Origin of the sequence: Psychrobacter sp. TB15 (assembly GCF_000511655.1) — a bacterium.
Lineage (GTDB): Bacteria > Pseudomonadota > Gammaproteobacteria > Pseudomonadales > Moraxellaceae > Psychrobacter > Psychrobacter submarinus.
Genome location: NZ_AYXN01000042.1, coordinates 122,358 through 138,387, shown reverse-complemented (window position 1 = coordinate 138,387; position 16,030 = coordinate 122,358). Strand labels below are relative to the sequence as shown.

Sequence of the window (16,030 nt, the reverse complement as noted above, 5' to 3'; positions counted from 1 at the left end):
GCTATAGAGGGTAGAAGATGGTAGTAATATGGTAACGATACCAAAAGCGTGCGAACATGCAGACGATATAGGGGCTCCAGACCTTATCGTCGTTAAGGATCGCACCCTTCTTAAACGTGTTTTATCGAAATCAGTCTTAGGACTGATTTCGTTGTTTATGCTGATACCGATTTTGATCGTCCTACTGTCTTGGACACAGCCGATGGCTGATATCTGGCCACATATGGGCGAGTATGTGCTGCCGCAAGTACTAAAAAATACCGCTATCTTATTAGCGATGGTGACGGTCATCTCGGGTAGCGTGGGTACTTCGCTGGCTTGGGTTACGAGTATGTACCGCTTCCCAGGTCAGCGGTTTTTTTCTTGGGCTCTGATGTTGCCGCTTGCAATACCCGCCTATGTTTTCGCCTTTGTCACTGTCGGTATGGTTGATTTTAGTGGGCCTTTGCAGACGAGCTTGCGAGAGCTGGGCGTGACCACTGCTATTCCCTCAGTGCGCAACGTTTGGGGCGCAGGCTTTATTTTGTCGCTTGCTTTTTATCCTTATGTTTACTTATTAGCGCGGCAAGCTTTTTTGTCGCAAGGTCACCGCGCGATCGAAGCGGGGCAGATGCTTGGGCTCAGTCGTAGCCGCGTGTTTTTTCGTTTGGCGCTGCCGCAAGCACTGCCTTGGATTATTGGTGGACTTTTACTTGCCAGCATGGAGACGCTAGCGGATTTTGGTGCGGTATCGGTATTTAATGTCGATACCTTTACCACTGCTATCTATAAGGCTTGGTTTGGCTTTTTTAGCCTGACTACTGCCGCGCAACTGGCGGCTTTACTTATTGGCGTAGTGTTTATCGTGGTGATATTTGAGCAGTATTGGCAGGCACGTCGCGGCTCGATAACCGCGCAAAGCAGTAATAAGCGCCTGACGAGTAACGCAGCAGCTAAATGGGGCATGACGCTGCTTTGTAGTCTGGTATTTTTATTGGCATTTTTAGTACCGTTTTTGCAGCTACTGTATTGGACGGCGATGAACTACCGCCAAGACTTTGATGCGCGCTATATCGATTTTGTCACTAACAGTCTGCTTATTGCGAGCATGACCACAGTGCTGATTGCCTTTCTCGCTATTATCATTGCTTGGATTAAGCGTCAGTATGCCGATAAGAGCACGAAACTGATGACCACGCTTGCTAATTTGGGCTATGTGGTACCAGGCACCGTGCTTGCTGTTGGCGTGTTTATTCCTATTGCTTGGCTAGACAATCAGCTGATCGCTTTTGGTATTACCACTAAGCAAGTATTATCAGGTAGCGTCATTGTGATGCTATTAGCACTCTCAACGCGTTTTATGACGGTGAGCTTTCAGCCGATCGATCGTCAATTACAGCGACTGACGGTCAATCAAGAAGCCGCCGCTGAACTGTTAAGCAGTAGTCCGTTCCAGCGCTGGCGACAAGTGGTATTGCCGGTACTTAGTCCGGGAGTGCTGACGGCTTTGCTAATGGGCTTTGTGGAGGTGATGAAAGAGATGCCAATCACCCTAATGACGCGTCGGCAAGGCTGGGATACGCTGGCGGTACGAGTGTTTGAGATGACAAGCGAAGGCATGTGGGCGAGAGCGGCGCTACCGAGTTTGCTGATTGTGTTGGTGGGGCTAATACCTGTATGGATATTACTACGCCAAAGTGAAAAGCATAGCTAATCTGCATAAATGGTAATCGTTCATGATTAACATGTTAGTATGAGCACTTTTAGATTTCTCCTTTAATTTTGTCACCTTTAAATAGCAGCGAGCACCTCTAATATTGAGTATCCCTAATATTTATTATCGCCCGTCTCATTTATTTATCGCTTACGAGAACCTTCTATGTATACCAACTTGACTAATGATACTTTAGATACCGAGGAGAGCTATGCAAAACAGCCTTCTTCTAAAGACCGTCAATCCCTTACAAAAGGTCTAGATCCAAAGCTTATCAAAGCCAAAGCTAGGCTAGAAGTGAGCAAAAAATCATCTGTGCTCCCGGTATCAGCGTTACCGCAAAAAGGCCAAACTATGCAAAATACGCAAACGCTTGGTGAAGCGGATACGGGTAGCGATAGCAGCAGTGAGCAGAGCGACGAGCAACGTAACTACCGTGACCCGCGCGCCTCAAAGAGCGATACTGAGCCTTTTTTAAAAGTAGAAAACTTAATCGTGGGCTACGATGATGTGACTATTGTCAATGGCTTGTCATTGAGCCTGCAACAAGGTGAGATCGGTTGTTTTTTGGGGTATAGCGGCTGCGGAAAAACCACAGCGCTGCGAGCTATTGCTGGGCTTGAGCCTATCCGCCAGGGCAAAATTGAGCTCAATCATCAGCGTCTAACCGAACAAGATAACCGCCATTCCTTTGCGGTGGCTCCTGCCAAGCGCGGTATGGGTATGGTGTTTCAAGACTATGCGCTATTTGGTCATCTCAGCGTTGCCAAAAACATTGGATTTGGTCTTAATAAATGGTCTAGCGCTGATAAAAAAGCGCGCGTGGCGCAGATGTTAGAGCTGGTGGGACTGAGCGAGCACGCTGATAAACGTCCCGCTGAGCTATCGGGTGGTCAGCAGCAGCGCGTGGCGTTAGCTCGAGCACTGGCTCCTAAGCCAAAGTTACTATTACTTGATGAGCCTTTTTCTAACCTTGATGTGGTGCTGCGCGAATCATTAGCGATGAGCGTGCGTGATATTCTAAAACGCACCAATACTACTGCTATTTTAGTGACTCATGACCAAAACGAAGCGTTTGCTCTCGCAGATAAAGTCGGGGTTATGCATCAAGGCAAGCTGGTACAGTGGGCAACGCCAAGCGAGCTGTATCATGAGCCGGTTAGTCCTTTTGTCGCTGAGTTCGTCGGCGAGGGCGCGATGATAGATGGCATTATCAAAGAAGGTCATGTCGAGACGGCACTTGGCGATATTTATCGGCGCATGGAGGTGTACGATGCCTCAGGGCAGCCGCAATACTGCGAGTATGACTATCCTAATGGCACGCCCATCAAAGTACTCGTACGTCCTGATGATATCATTCATGATGATGATAGCCCGCAAACTGCATTAGTCGTTGGACGAGTGTTTCGCGGTGCTAACTATCTGTATCGGCTGCAATTAGACAGTGGTCAGACGGTATTGTCGTTAGTCGCGAGCCACCATAACCACGCAGTTGGTAGCCATATCGGTATCTTGCCGTTACTTGAGCATGTGGTGGTGTTCGATGAAAAAGACGTCAATGCCACCACGTGGTCAGAGTACGATAGATTACATTGAGCGCGCTTAAACAGGAGTAAACATATCAGTCAATATCAGCCGTTCGCAGTCGCTAAGATATGCAAGTAGCGTCCTAGCCATTTGTACGGTTCTAACTGAGAATAGCGTAGCTCCATTTTTATCACTGCTTCAGGGTCGTTATGACCGCCGCGCTTAAGCGGCGCGTAATCATGAAAGACACGTAGCCCGCTCTCAAGCACTACTTTATAATGATGTTGTTGTAGCCACGCCTCTACCTCTTGTCTGGCGACTGGATGATTGGGCGTTAGGCTTTTTTTATTGTCGGCGGCATAGTTGCCTTCAAGCTGTCTATCTAGCAGATTAAAATTACCCATAATTAGGTTGCGATAATCGAAGCTCGCTGGATTATAAAAGCAGAGTGATAATGCGCCTTGAGGGCGTAGCTGAGTATCAAAAAATCTCATTACCTCAGCCGGCTTGGCCAGCCATTCGAGCAGCGCGTGACAAAGGATGAGATCAAACTTAGTATCGCTGTTTTCTGCAGCACTGTCTGCAGCAAGCTTGGATGCAAGCTCCTGATAAGGGCAAACCAGCCAACTGATATTTAGCTTGGTTTTGGTGCCTGTCTCAAGGGCGGCAGCATGAGTTTGCGCTTTGTCTAACATAGCGGCAGAGATATCATTGATGACAAGCGTGTGACCTTGCGCTGCCAGCTCTATAGCGATTTGCGCTAAGCCGGCTCCGACATCTAATATGCGCAGCGGACGTCCTAAGCGTCGACTGTGCTCATTGACATGAGCAAAAATATCGCGGCGCAATACCGCAAGCCGAATCTCTCCTTTTAAACCGCCGTAGACCTTTTTTTCAAAATGATCAGCAATCGGCTCAAAGCTACGATCGGTACGTGTCGCTCTCTGCTGGTTTTGTGAGTTATCTTTTTTGTTGTCTGTCATAAATTGATTTTCTTTATTATTAAATTTACTACCGCTGCGTAGTTATGTTTAGTTTACTTTTATTAGAGCTTTATTTTGTACTTTAGCGGCGGCGTTTGAGCACCCATTTAAAGACGAGTTTAGATAATATGATAATAACGAAGACGACAATGACAAAGACCCAAATACCAGTGCCTTGTAAGTGTTGTTGATAGGCTTGAGCAAGGTATGCAGATAAGCCCATCGCGACTAATAGCGAACCCCAACGCACAAAAGGCAGTGCGCGATTATTATGATCAGGAAAGTACTGGGCATAATCACTAGAGAAGCTATAGAGCACCATTGCCAAAATCCAAACAATAGCTAAAACGATATCCATAAAATATTGACCTATAAAATAATAGTTTAAGGGTTGAGCTTTAATAGACCCTAGGCAAAACCCGTAGTCAGTTTAGCGATTAAGAATATTTTGTCTATGATTATATTAGAATGAATGATATTAGAGTGCTTAGAGCTCAAGAGCTTATACAAGAGCCGGAATTATCGATTTGAAGTATCTTTTTATGCTCTTTTACGGTATAAACAGTAAGGTGTATGCATTATAGATTATTAATCACTAAAGCTGTTTTTGATAAAGTGGCTATTGCGCTGTATTAATATTCTAAAATTAACATTAAAACCCTGTCACTCAATGCTAAGGATAGCGAATATGACCATTCCCCATGCCAATCTGTCTAAAATCCCAACGATGTCGCGCTGTCTATTATCGGTAGCTGTCGCTAGTAGCTTACTACTAACGGCTTGCGGCGATGATGATAATGATTTTAATGCGTCAATATCAACAGAATCTCCAACTACTTCAGAGTTTATAAATGCCTTTAGCCAAGATCAAATAGATACTCTTATTGGCGATACTGCTGACACTCCTGATGCTGAGTGCGGCGTCACCATTGAAAAGGTCAGCTATCCGACTGTTGGCGCTGCAGGTGAGGCGACTAACGCGACGGCAGCGTTAATGTTACCCACTGGCGATAGCGATGAATGTCAAGGCGAGCGTCCGGTGCTGCTGTACGCTCATGGTACGACTACCGATAGAGGCTATGACTTTACCCAAGTCGGTAATGTCAATAATCCAGCAGTCGGCGAGTCAACACTCATAGCCGCTAACTTTGCCGCCCAAGGTTATATCGTTGTCGCGCCAAACTATGCTGGCTACGATGATTCTGAGCTTGATTATCATCCGTATCTAGTCGCTGAACAGCAGTCGAATGACATGGTCGATGCGCTAGAGAGTGCTCGCTCAGTGATTGACAAGCAAAAGCTGGCGAACAATGACAATTACACCAACATCGATGATTCAGGTAAATTATACCTCTCAGGCTACTCACAAGGCGGTCATGTCGCTATGGCAACTGCGAGATTACTAGAGTCGCAAAACAAAACAGTAACGGCAATCGCGCCGCTATCAGGGCCTTATGCTCTAGCAGCTTTTGGTGATGCTATCTTTGCTGGCAATGTTAACCTTGGTGCTACGCGCTTTGCACCATTATTAGCGATAGGGTTGCAAGAGAAATACAATATATATAATGATACCTCAGAGATATTTACTGCCCAATATGCTAGTACTAAATTACCAAATTTATTGAGCTTTGATCAATTAGTAAAAGCCGATAAACTTCCTGAATTTGCCTTGTTTGAAAGAAGTCCTAGCAACCCGCTTTTAGTTGCTTTACCGCCATCTGAACTACCATTCGCCGCACTAGGTTTCGATAATACCGACTATCTTATCAAAACTGATTTTAGAGCGGCCTTTGTCGCAGACGCGATTCAGAATCCTGATGGTTTAGTTCCGACAATTACCAATGCTCTACCAGCACAAAACCCGCAAAACAACCTTCGTAAGGCGTTAAAGGATAACGACTTGCGTGGATATATACCAAAAATGCCAACGCTCCTGTGTGGCGGTAATAACGATCCAACCGTGTTTTATGATGTAAATACAGGGTCTATGTCTGCCATATTGCAACAGGCAAACGCCTCGCCATCAGTTAATTTAAATATCACAGTCTTAGATGTAGATACAACCAATGATGATGACCGCGATCAAAATACAGTGACAGCAATCGGTAGTGCTATGAGTAACGCTTGGATGAGTACCGATATTATTGATAATATTCAAAGTAGATTCGCTACTAAAGTGCAGTCAGTTCAGACTACTGCTTACACTAATGCTTATAAAGCAGCCTATGCCACAGCAATTCAAGCTGGCAATGACCAGGCTCAAGCTAATGCATTGGCGGTTGAGTCAGCAACTCGTGCAGCGGGAGCTGCATTCCTGAGTAATTATCACGGTGAACTAGTTAGCACTGCTTGTACGCAAGCGGCTCGTGAATTCTTTAAGCAAGACTTTGAGCGCTCTTAAGCTAAAAAAGATAGTGGTTGGTAATTATTAAATAGCGTAGACAAAAAAAACTGCATCCGAAAAGGTGCAGTTTTTTTGTTGATAAAGCAGCTATAAATATAGAAAAACAGACAGGTTATCAGAGTAATATTACTAGCGTTTTGTCAAGTAAAAATAAAGCCCGCTAATCAGCTGTTTTGCTTGATTTTATTGGTATATAGATACCCCTAAGCTTGCAGATTTGTGCTAAAATAGTCCTCTTTATTTACTACTAAAACGATCATCATTTTCCCAAGATTTTTCATGCTTTATGGTGTTGCTTTACTGGCTAATTCTTTGATGGTTATCAAAGTCAGCTTAGTGTGGTGAGCGATCTATAAAGCCTGCAAAATTAATAAAGTGGATATGAGTGAAGGAGTGTATATGAGCGAGTCGGTCAGTCCTATTGGCATTGTAGATGAATTAAAACAGTCCTACTTAGATTATGCGATGAGTGTGATTGTCTCGCGTGCACTACCTGATGTCCGTGATGGCTTCAAGCCGGTGCATCGCCGCGTTATGTATGCTATGCATGTGCTCTCTAACGACTACAACAAGCCTTATAAGAAGTCAGCGCGTGTCGTCGGTGACGTCATTGGTAAATACCATCCGCATGGCGACAGCGCGGTCTATGATGCGATCGTACGTATGGCGCAGGACTTTAGTTTGCGTTACCCAATGGTAGATGGTCAAGGTAACTTTGGCTCAATCGATGATGATCCACCGGCGGCGATGCGTTATACCGAAGTACGCATGACCAAGCTGACCCATCAGATGCTTGGCGACTTGGATAAAGATACCGTCGATTGGGAAGATAACTACGATGGCTCTGAGCGTATGCCAAGCGTATTGCCTGCGCGCGTGCCCAACCTTTTGGTCAATGGCACAACCGGTATTGCGGTCGGTATGGCGACCAATATGGCACCGCATAACTTAACCGAAGTGATCAATGCTTGCTTGGCTTACGCTGAGAACCCGCAAATCTCGGGTGAGGAGCTGATGACGCATATATCAGGTCCTGATTTCCCGACGGGCGGTATCATCTATGGCCGCGCGGGTATTCAAGACGCTTATCGCACGGGCAAAGGCCGCTTACACGTACGTGGTCGCTATCATATTGAGCCAATGAGTACTACCGGTGTCAACCGTGATCGCGAGCGCATTGTGTTCACTGAAGTGCCATATCAGGCCAATAAAGCCAAGCTGATTGAGCGTATCGCAGAGCTGGTTCGTGATAAAAAGATCGACGGTATCACTGAAATACGCGATGAGTCTGATAAAGACGGTATGCGTATCGCTATCGACTTGCGCCGCGGTGAGACCGCTGAAGTCATCGTTAATAATTTATTTTTGCAGACGCCGCTTGAGACCAGCTTTAGTATCAATATGGTGGCGCTTGATAACGGTCAGCCCAAGCTATTAACCTTGCGTCAACTGATTGCTGCCTTTGTGCGCCATCGTCAAGAAGTGGTGACGCGCCGTACTATATATGAGCTTAACAAAGCCCGGGTTCGTGGGCATCTACTCGAAGGTTTGACGGTAGCGCTCGCTAATATCGATGATATTATCGCCACGATAAAAGCATCTGCTAGCCGCGGTGAAGCGCGTGAGAGCTTACTTGGTAATACTTGGGGCTCAGGTAGTGTCGTCGCTATGCTAAAGGCCGCCGGTAGCCAATCGGTACGTCCTGAGTATATCGAAGGCGAAGACCCTAAAGCGCCATTCGGGCTTATCGATGATACGACTAAAGGCGAGCAAAGTTATCGCTTATCACTTGAGCAGGTCAATGCGATTTTAGAGATGCAGTTGCATCGCTTGACTGGCCTTGAGCAAGACAAACTGACTGAAGAATACCAAGACTTGTTACGTGAGATTGCTAACCTAGAAGCTATCTTAGGGGATTTTGATAAGCTGATGACTATTATCTCTAATGAGATGATTGAGATTCGAGACAACTTCGGTGATGAGCGCCGTACTGATATTATCGATTCGCGCAGTGACTTTAGCCGCGAAGACTTAATCCCAGAGCAGACGGTGGTGATGACCGTTTCGCGCACCGGCTATGCCAAGACTCAGCCTATCGATGATTATGTCGCACAAAAACGCGGCGGTAAAGGTAAGTCAGCGACGGCGATGAAAGAAGACGATGTTATCGATCATCTGCTTGTCACGTCTACTCATGCGACCGTATTGTGCTTCACAGATACTGGCCGCGTCTTTAGCTTACGTGGCTTTGAAGTCCCGATTGCCAGTCGCGGTTCGCGCGGTCGTCCTTTGGTGAACTTAATTGGACTCAGTGCTGATGAGTCAGTGACGACGATACTGCCTATTCCAAAGATGGTAGAAGAGTCCTCCGCTACAAGTGAGCTGACTGTAAACGAGACAGACGATGACTCGTTAGAAGGCAGCACGACTGCCGAGCCGCCTTTTGTGTTCTTTGCAACGGCGAATGGTACGGTGAAGCGGGTAGAGCTCAAGCAGTTTGCCAATATTCGCTCTAATGGCTTGATTGCTGTAAGCTTAGAAGAAGGTGATAAGCTTGTGAGCGCGCGTATCACTAGCGGTAGTCAAGAGGTGATGCTATTTGCTTCAAGCGGTAAAGCTATCCGTTTTGATGAAAACGATGCTCGCGCTATGGGCCGTACCGCTAAAGGTGTGCGCGGTATGCGTCTAAAAGATGATGAGTTTATTAAATCTTTAGTCGTTATCGAAGATGACGTCCGCGAGATTTTGATTGCTTGTGAAAACGGCTTTGGTAAGCGTACTTTCATTGAAGAGTTTAATACCCAAAATCGCGGCGGCGGCGGGGTTATCGCTATCAAAACCAGTGAGCGTAATGGCGCTTTGGTACGCGCAACTAAGGTCGATCCAGAAGATGATATTATCTTAATATCTGATAAAGGTACTTTAGTGCGTACGCCAGTCGAGCACGTCGCAAGTGCTGGTCGTAACACGCAGGGCGTAACCTTGATTCGTCTGTCTAAAGATGAGACGCTAGTCGCTATGGCAAGGGTCGAGCACGAAGAGGACGATAATGAGCTGATTGAAGCCATGCGTGAGGATGGTACCTTTGGCGCTGAAGCTCAGGAGCAGATAGATATCGATGCCACTACCGCAAGCGGCGCAAACGATGATATCAGTGATACGGTCGATATCGCTAATGACTATGACTTAAAAACTGGTGTCGATGGAGATAGCTAAGTTAAGGGCGAGAGTTAAGTCGCCAATCTAAACAGGGTCATTCTGGTTTTCACATTTCACATAGAACCTCTAACGTTATCGTTAGAGGTTTTTAACTTTCTTATTTGTATTTTTAATACTCTTTAATTCGATGTTCTAAAGCGTTAAGTCATCGCTTTAATAAGGACGGTAAATCTAAAAGGCTGTTGTTATGCTAACTAACAATCAAACTTTTCAAGGAACGGTAGCTGGCGCGTCTGCGAGTTTTTTATTCTCGCTATTATTCTTATTTGGTTTATTGATGCAGCCTTTAACGGGCACGCAAGTAGCGTCATGGCGGGTCATCATGATGCTGATCAGCCTAACAATATTGGTCAGCTTAACGAAGCAGTGGCAGCATGTTTTTGATTATCTAAAAACCATAAAAACCCCAAAAGAGTGGTTGATATTTATTTTACCGACGCCGATTTTGGGCGGCCAGATTTGGCTATTTATGTGGGGGCCGGTCAATGGCTTAGGGCTCGATGTCACTTTGGGCTATTTTTTACTGCCATTAGTGATGATTATGGTAGGACGATTTTTTTATAAAGAATATATGAGCGCTCTACAGTGGCTAGCTGCGCTAATAGCGGCGCTCGGCGTTGCGTATGATGTTTATCAATACGGTACGATATCTTGGGCGACTTTATTTGTCTGTTTAGGATACCCGCCTTACTTTTTGATGCGCCGCAAGCTAGCTGTGCCACCGATTACTGGTCTATTATCAGATCTAACTTTACTATTACCGGTGGTGCTTTTTGCGTTGTATAGCAGTGGCGGTTTTGGTACAGCGCTCAGCGATAACAAGTTTTGGTATTTACTGCCATTATTAGGAATATTTAGCGCGCTTGCGATGTCGCTAACGATGGTGGCGAGTAGTAAGTTGCCGGTGTCACTGTTTGGAACGCTGAGCTATTTAGAGCCGATTTTCTTATTTATATTTTCTATTACGATTTTGAGTCAAGGGCTTCATGAGGGCGGCTCATTATTTATGTATAGTATGATTATAGTGGCTTTAACGATTATGATTATAGACAGCGCTAGAGGTTATCTATATCGTCGCCGCGAGGATCGCTTGCATGGCTATAATGAGCCATTGGTGCATAGTTTTCCTTCGCGTCAACGTCTCAAAAATCGCCGTATCGAGGGAATATTAGCGGCTAGGCGTTTTCGTAAAATTAACCGCTATCAACGAAAAATAGCGAAAATGTCGCGTAAGATTGAGAAGTTAAATACAAAATAAGCCAACGCTTTCGAGCGCACTCTGTATTTATAGATAGACCCTAATGCGGCAAAATTTTGACCGGTTAGATATTATTTTTGGTAACTGTAATGGGCTTTGCTGGTATTAATGGCGGTTTGACTGAGATATGATGATATTAAAGTAGCAAAATCTTAAATTATTGATTTTTATATTTATCACTCACTATTTATCAGCTAGCCCAATTTATCAAAATATTATTAGGAGAATTTATGTTGCATCTTCATCATTTAGAAAACTCGCGCTCTTTTCGTATTTTATGGTTATTAGAGGAGTTGGGGGCTGATTATCAGCTGACTTGTTATAATCGTACCAAAGCCTACCGTGCCCCTGATAGTCTAAAAGAGGTGCACCCGCTAGGTCATGCGCCTATATTAGAAGCGGATGGACGGACGCTGATAGAGTCAGGCTTTATTATCGAATATCTACTCAAGCACTATGACAAGGAGCAGCAGTTTAAGCCTAGTGACGATAACGAAGCGGCTTGGGAGAATTATACCTTTTGGCTACACTTTGCAGAAGCGTCAGTCATGCCGCCGTTAGTGATGCGTTTGGTATTTACCAAAGTAGTGCAGCAATCGCCGATGCTCATCAAACCGGTCAGCAAAAAGATTCAAGCACAAATCGAAAATAACATGGTCAAATCAAGCTTAGATCCGATATTTGCGATGATGGAGAAGCACTTAGAAGACAATCAGTGGTTTGCGGGTGCTGAATTCAGTGCGGCAGATATTCAGATGCATCTAGCAGTGTTAGGGGCCAATGCGGGTGAAGGTTTAAATAGAAAAAAATATGCCAACATCTTAAACTGGCTTAAACGCAGTGAAGAGCGTCCAGCCTTTAAACGTAGTGAAGAGAAAGGCGGTCGTCTTAACTTCTAAGCGGTTAAACTCGTAAAATAGATTTTTAGGTAGAAGCCAAAAGCGTGTCATTCAATTCGTTGATGATGCGCTTTTTGGTTATAATGGCTAGCGAATACAATTAAACGCTTCAAAAAGGTAGGATAATGAAAGAGCCAAATAAAGTAACTGACGAGCCTTTTGAGGAAGAAATCATCGAGCAACAGCCGATATCGCTCAAGTCTTGGGGCCAAAAGCTCCTTGTCGCGCTGCTTTGTATTGCTAGTTTTTATGGTGGCTGGAAGTCATATGAGTCTAATATGGCAAACGAGTGTTATGCTAGTGGCGGACAAATAATTGAAGGAAAGCGCACCTTTATCTGTGAGCTTCCCTAGTTTTTTGGACTCTAAGGAGTAAGCAGCGAGCTATGCTACAACTGACCTTTTTGGGCACTTCGGCAGGCGTACCAACTAAACAGCGTAATGTCACCGCGCTCGCTATCGAATGCCTAAATCCTTATTTATCTAGTCAAAACCAATCTCGCAAAAAATCACGACCTTGGCTACTTATCGATTGCGGCGAGGGCACGCAGCAGCAACTGCTTCAGACTAAGCTGTCTTTGCATCAGCTGACGGTTATCTGTATCACGCACGTGCATGGCGACCACTGTTATGGCCTGCCAGGTTTGCTTGCAAGTGCCGCAATGTCAGGACGCACTGCGCCCTTAACCATTATTGCGCCAAAAGCCATTCACGACTTTCTTGACGCGGTAAAATCAACTACTGAGCTACACTTTCCTTTTGCGATCGACTTTATAGCGATAGAAGAGGTTCTGTCTGATAATGGAGCTAAAATCTCTCTAGCTTTAGACAATCAGCAACAGCTCGAGATTGATATCACAAAACTGTCGCACCGGGTGGCTTCGCATGCTTTTGGGGTGACGCAAACGATTCATCAGCGGGTGCTAAATACAGATAAGCTCAAAGCAGCAGGTATTCCCGCTAGCCCTTTATGGGGTCAGTTACAACAAGGTCATGATGTCACTTTAGAGGACGGACGACAGTTGGCATCAGCTGATTATGTCCATAATAATCAGCGGCGCACACGGATAGTGGTGGCAGGGGATAACGACAGTCCAGAGCTATTAAGCACATCGATCAAAAATACGGATCTACTCGTCCACGAAGCGACTTATACTAATGCGGTAAAAGCACGTATTTTAGCCAAAAACTCTGGCAATATGGGCAACGCAGGCTTTGATCCCATGCACAGTAGCGCTCAGCAAGTGGCACAATTTGCAAAGGATAGCGGTCTACAACATTTAATCTTGACCCATTTTAGCGCCCGTTATCAAAACTTTGATAAGCCTAATAGCACTACTGCTAATATGAGTCATATTCGTTTAGAAGCGCAAAGGTATTATCAAAATCAGTTATGGTTAGCTGAGGACTTTGCGCAATATACGGTCGAAGGCGAACCAATTACTACTAACAAAGGTAGTGAGCACACTGCCAAATCCAGCGTTCAGTATTTAGGTTCAGTGCTTGATAGAGACTAATCTTTATTCAGAACGAGGTAGTGCAGGCTGTGGCTTTAGCCCAGCATTGTAACTTTTCCATTCCATGTTAACTTTAGCTAAGATTAAAATTATTTTACTCTATTAAGAGTCACTATCAGTCGCAGCCAATTGTGTTTTGCCACTCCAATAACGACTGAATTGATAAGCCACCCGACCTGAGCGTCCGCCGCGCTCTGATGCCCAGCGTAAAGCCGCAGCTCTGATATCGTCAGCTAGAGGCGGCTCTTCTTCGCCAATCGTAGTCGTTTTAGCCTCGTTATGGGTTTCTAAAGCACCCGATATTTTCGCTTGCTCTAAGCTCAGATAATGCTGCACAATTTGAAGATAAGTATGTTGATCCATCGGATGAAAGGATAACCAAAGACCAAAACGATCCGATAAAGACACGGTCTCATCTATAGTCTCATAAGGGTTAACCTCATCGGTCTGTCCATCATAAATACTAATATTATCCTTCATCAATTGCGGTAATAGATGGCGGCGGTTACTGGTTGCATATACTAAAAGCTTGTCCTGCTCAGAGTCAAGCGCGCCATCAAGCACGCTTTTTAGCGCCCGATAACTCTCATCTTGACCGTTAAAGGCCAAATCATCACAGTACACGACATAGCGGCACTGAGTGTCAGCAGGCAGTGCCTTGATAGCAGCGCGAATTTTATCGAGCACTTGTAGATCATCACGGGCAATCTCGATAATACGTAAACCTTCGCTGTGATATTCTTGCAGTAGAGCGCGTATTAGCGATGATTTACCGGCGCCGCGAGTTCCGGTCATCAGTACGTGATTGGCCGGAAAGCCTTTTAAGAATTGACGCGTGTTTTGAACCAGTTTTGTTTTTTGGGTCTCAATACCTTGTAAGTCATCTAAGCTTAAAAACAGATTTACTGCTAAGGGTTCAAGATGACCACTGCGACCACCGACCCAGCGATACGCAAGCTGGCTTGGGTCAATCTCAATGGTTGGTGTGACGTGCTCTTGTAGATACTGGCTAAGCAATGCTAATAAAGGGGCGGGTAGGGCGTAGTGATCGTTCGGCTTGGATTCGGACATATCTATTCTAATCGTTTGGGTTAAATTTAATGCAGATAATATAGTCAGTTCACTATGAAAATGTTATGCAAGGCTGCTATGAATTATTGCAGCCTTGTCTGCGTAGGCACGGCACGCCAGAAAATTTTATCAGTCTTGCTGGTCAATCAAACGCATAACACTTTTAATCAGGTCTACTATAGCCACATAAGGGCTTTACTTTACTATGAAAGATGAAGAAAGTCATGGGTCAAAAAAACAAGAGCTGCAACTGCAAGCTGATAAGCTCTTACCTACGATAACTCATACGCTCATGCAACTAGGCTATCTTAATATCTTGCATCAACGGCTGAGCCAACAAAACGACACTGCAATAACCTATCAAGGCTTAAGCTGCGCTATTCACGCTCAGTTTGGTCAAGTGATGATAAAGTGGCAACTGAGCCCTGATATCTCTTTAGATGCAGCATCCTTGAATCATGAAATAAAGGTGCTGAAAGTAGTAAACCGTTTGCAAAGTAGCAATGGAGCCGCTCAAAAAAACACTACCGCGCCGCCCGTTCTTGCTTACGGCACCTTGCGCTTAAACATACTTGGACAAGAGCAGTCACTCACTTGGCTTGCTATACCTTATTACACGCAAGGCAGTTTGGCGCAACATCTCAAGCAATCGCTAACCCTTGCACAAAAGCACTTAATTATTGTTAAATTGGCAGCGCTTATAAAGTCTCTACATGATAAAGAGTGGCTGCATAACGATATTAAGCCTACTAATATTTTAATGGATAAAGAGCAGAACTTAATATTAACGGACTTTGCTTTAGCGAGGCCAATTGCAAACAGTTCTAAAAACAAGCTACAAGTTAAAAACAGCGCGGGTACGCCAGCTTATCTTGCGCCAGAGCTATGGCAAGGGCAGAGCAGTACGGTGCAAAGTGATATCTATGCGTTTGGGATTATGATGTATGAGGTTTTGGCAGGCGATAGGCCTTATGCTATTGAGTCGTCAACTACGCAGCCATGGCGAGACTGGGCGATTCAGCATTGTCAGCAGCCGATACCTAATTTGCCTTTTCAATATAGTCATTATCAAGATATTTTGGATAAGGCTTTGGCGAAACGAACCAGTGAGAGATATCTAAGCATGAAAGCAGTTTTGAAGGACTTACAATTATAAAATAAACGTACAAACACAAAAAAGCCTGCTAAAAAGCAGGCTTTGATATTTGGTCTAAGATGTACTATCCGAAAATGGTGGGGCTGGAGAGACTCGAACTCTCACACCTTGCGGCGCCAGAACCTAAATCTGGTGCGTCTACCAATTCCGCCACAGCCCCATTATCGTCACTCTATCATCGTCAGCGCTTAAATTCAAACGTCTAACAGACAGATAACTGATTCGGTAGTGCGTCTCAGTGGTTGGCTATTATATAGAGTTTCGCAGTTTTGGCAACCCTTTTTTGCAAATTAATTTAATTTTT

At 44.9% G+C, this 16,030-nt stretch carries 12 protein-coding genes and 1 tRNA gene; 9 read left to right on the top strand and 4 right to left on the bottom strand.

The window, feature by feature from the left end:
- The first annotated feature begins 28 nt into the window (after positions 1–28).
- Both W234_RS0112140 and W234_RS14065 read left to right on the top strand, forming a co-directional pair.
- Positions 29–1,693 (top strand): ABC transporter permease, encoded by a 1,665-nt coding sequence (locus W234_RS0112140; RefSeq protein ID WP_025647102.1) that lies wholly within the window; start codon positions 29–31, stop codon positions 1,691–1,693.
- Positions 1,694–2,185: 492 nt separating this feature from the next.
- Positions 2,186–3,289 (top strand): ABC transporter ATP-binding protein, encoded by a 1,104-nt coding sequence (locus W234_RS14065; RefSeq protein WP_037059882.1) that lies wholly within the window; start codon positions 2,186–2,188, stop codon positions 3,287–3,289.
- 35 nt (positions 3,290–3,324) lie between these two features.
- Here W234_RS14065 and W234_RS0112130 read toward each other — a convergent pair whose 3' ends face one another.
- Both W234_RS0112130 and W234_RS0112125 read right to left on the bottom strand, forming a co-directional pair.
- Positions 3,325–4,203 (bottom strand): methyltransferase domain-containing protein, encoded by an 879-nt coding sequence (locus tag W234_RS0112130; protein ID WP_025647100.1) that lies wholly within the window; start codon positions 4,201–4,203, stop codon positions 3,325–3,327.
- Between the two features lie 82 nt (positions 4,204–4,285).
- A complete protein-coding gene (locus tag W234_RS0112125; RefSeq protein WP_025647099.1) occupies positions 4,286–4,561 on the bottom strand; it encodes a hypothetical protein in 276 nt (91 codons plus the stop codon).
- A 330-nt stretch (positions 4,562–4,891) separates the two neighbouring features.
- Between W234_RS0112125 and W234_RS0112120 the strand changes: the two genes are divergently transcribed.
- The 6 genes from W234_RS0112120 (at position 4,892) to W234_RS0112095 (ending at position 13,499) form a co-directional block, all read left to right on the top strand.
- On the top strand, positions 4,892–6,604 hold the full coding sequence (locus tag W234_RS0112120) for an alpha/beta hydrolase family protein (protein ID WP_025647098.1): 1,713 nt from the start codon (positions 4,892–4,894) through the stop codon (positions 6,602–6,604).
- A gap of 402 nt (positions 6,605–7,006) precedes the next feature.
- Positions 7,007–9,823, top strand: coding sequence for a DNA gyrase subunit A (gene gyrA, locus W234_RS0112115; protein WP_025647097.1), 2,817 nt, complete (start codon positions 7,007–7,009; stop codon positions 9,821–9,823).
- 190 nt (positions 9,824–10,013) lie between these two features.
- Positions 10,014–11,084: an EamA family transporter RarD gene (rarD, locus tag W234_RS0112110; protein WP_025647096.1), complete on the top strand. Its 1,071-nt coding sequence runs from the start codon at positions 10,014–10,016 to the stop codon at positions 11,082–11,084.
- Positions 11,085–11,314: 230 nt separating this feature from the next.
- Positions 11,315–11,983 (top strand): glutathione S-transferase, encoded by a 669-nt coding sequence (locus tag W234_RS0112105; RefSeq protein WP_025647095.1) that lies wholly within the window; start codon positions 11,315–11,317, stop codon positions 11,981–11,983.
- Positions 11,984–12,108: 125 nt separating this feature from the next.
- Positions 12,109–12,336 (top strand): hypothetical protein, encoded by a 228-nt coding sequence (locus W234_RS0112100; RefSeq protein WP_025647094.1) that lies wholly within the window; start codon positions 12,109–12,111, stop codon positions 12,334–12,336.
- Positions 12,337–12,368: 32 nt separating this feature from the next.
- A complete protein-coding gene (locus W234_RS0112095; protein ID WP_025647093.1) occupies positions 12,369–13,499 on the top strand; it encodes an MBL fold metallo-hydrolase in 1,131 nt (376 codons plus the stop codon).
- A gap of 102 nt (positions 13,500–13,601) precedes the next feature.
- Here W234_RS0112095 and W234_RS0112090 read toward each other — a convergent pair whose 3' ends face one another.
- Positions 13,602–14,570 (bottom strand): ATP-binding protein, encoded by a 969-nt coding sequence (locus W234_RS0112090; RefSeq protein ID WP_025647092.1) that lies wholly within the window; start codon positions 14,568–14,570, stop codon positions 13,602–13,604.
- A gap of 205 nt (positions 14,571–14,775) precedes the next feature.
- Here W234_RS0112090 and W234_RS0112085 point away from each other — a divergent pair, with 205 nt between their 5' ends.
- The gene (locus W234_RS0112085) at positions 14,776–15,726 is read left to right on the top strand and encodes a serine/threonine protein kinase (RefSeq protein ID WP_025647091.1); all 951 of its coding nucleotides are present in this window, start codon (positions 14,776–14,778) and stop codon (positions 15,724–15,726) included.
- 75 nt (positions 15,727–15,801) lie between these two features.
- On the opposite strand, the gene W234_RS0112080 is transcribed toward W234_RS0112085, so the two are convergent.
- Positions 15,802–15,886, bottom strand: a tRNA-Leu gene (locus tag W234_RS0112080).
- Positions 15,887–16,030: the final 144 nt, after the last annotated feature.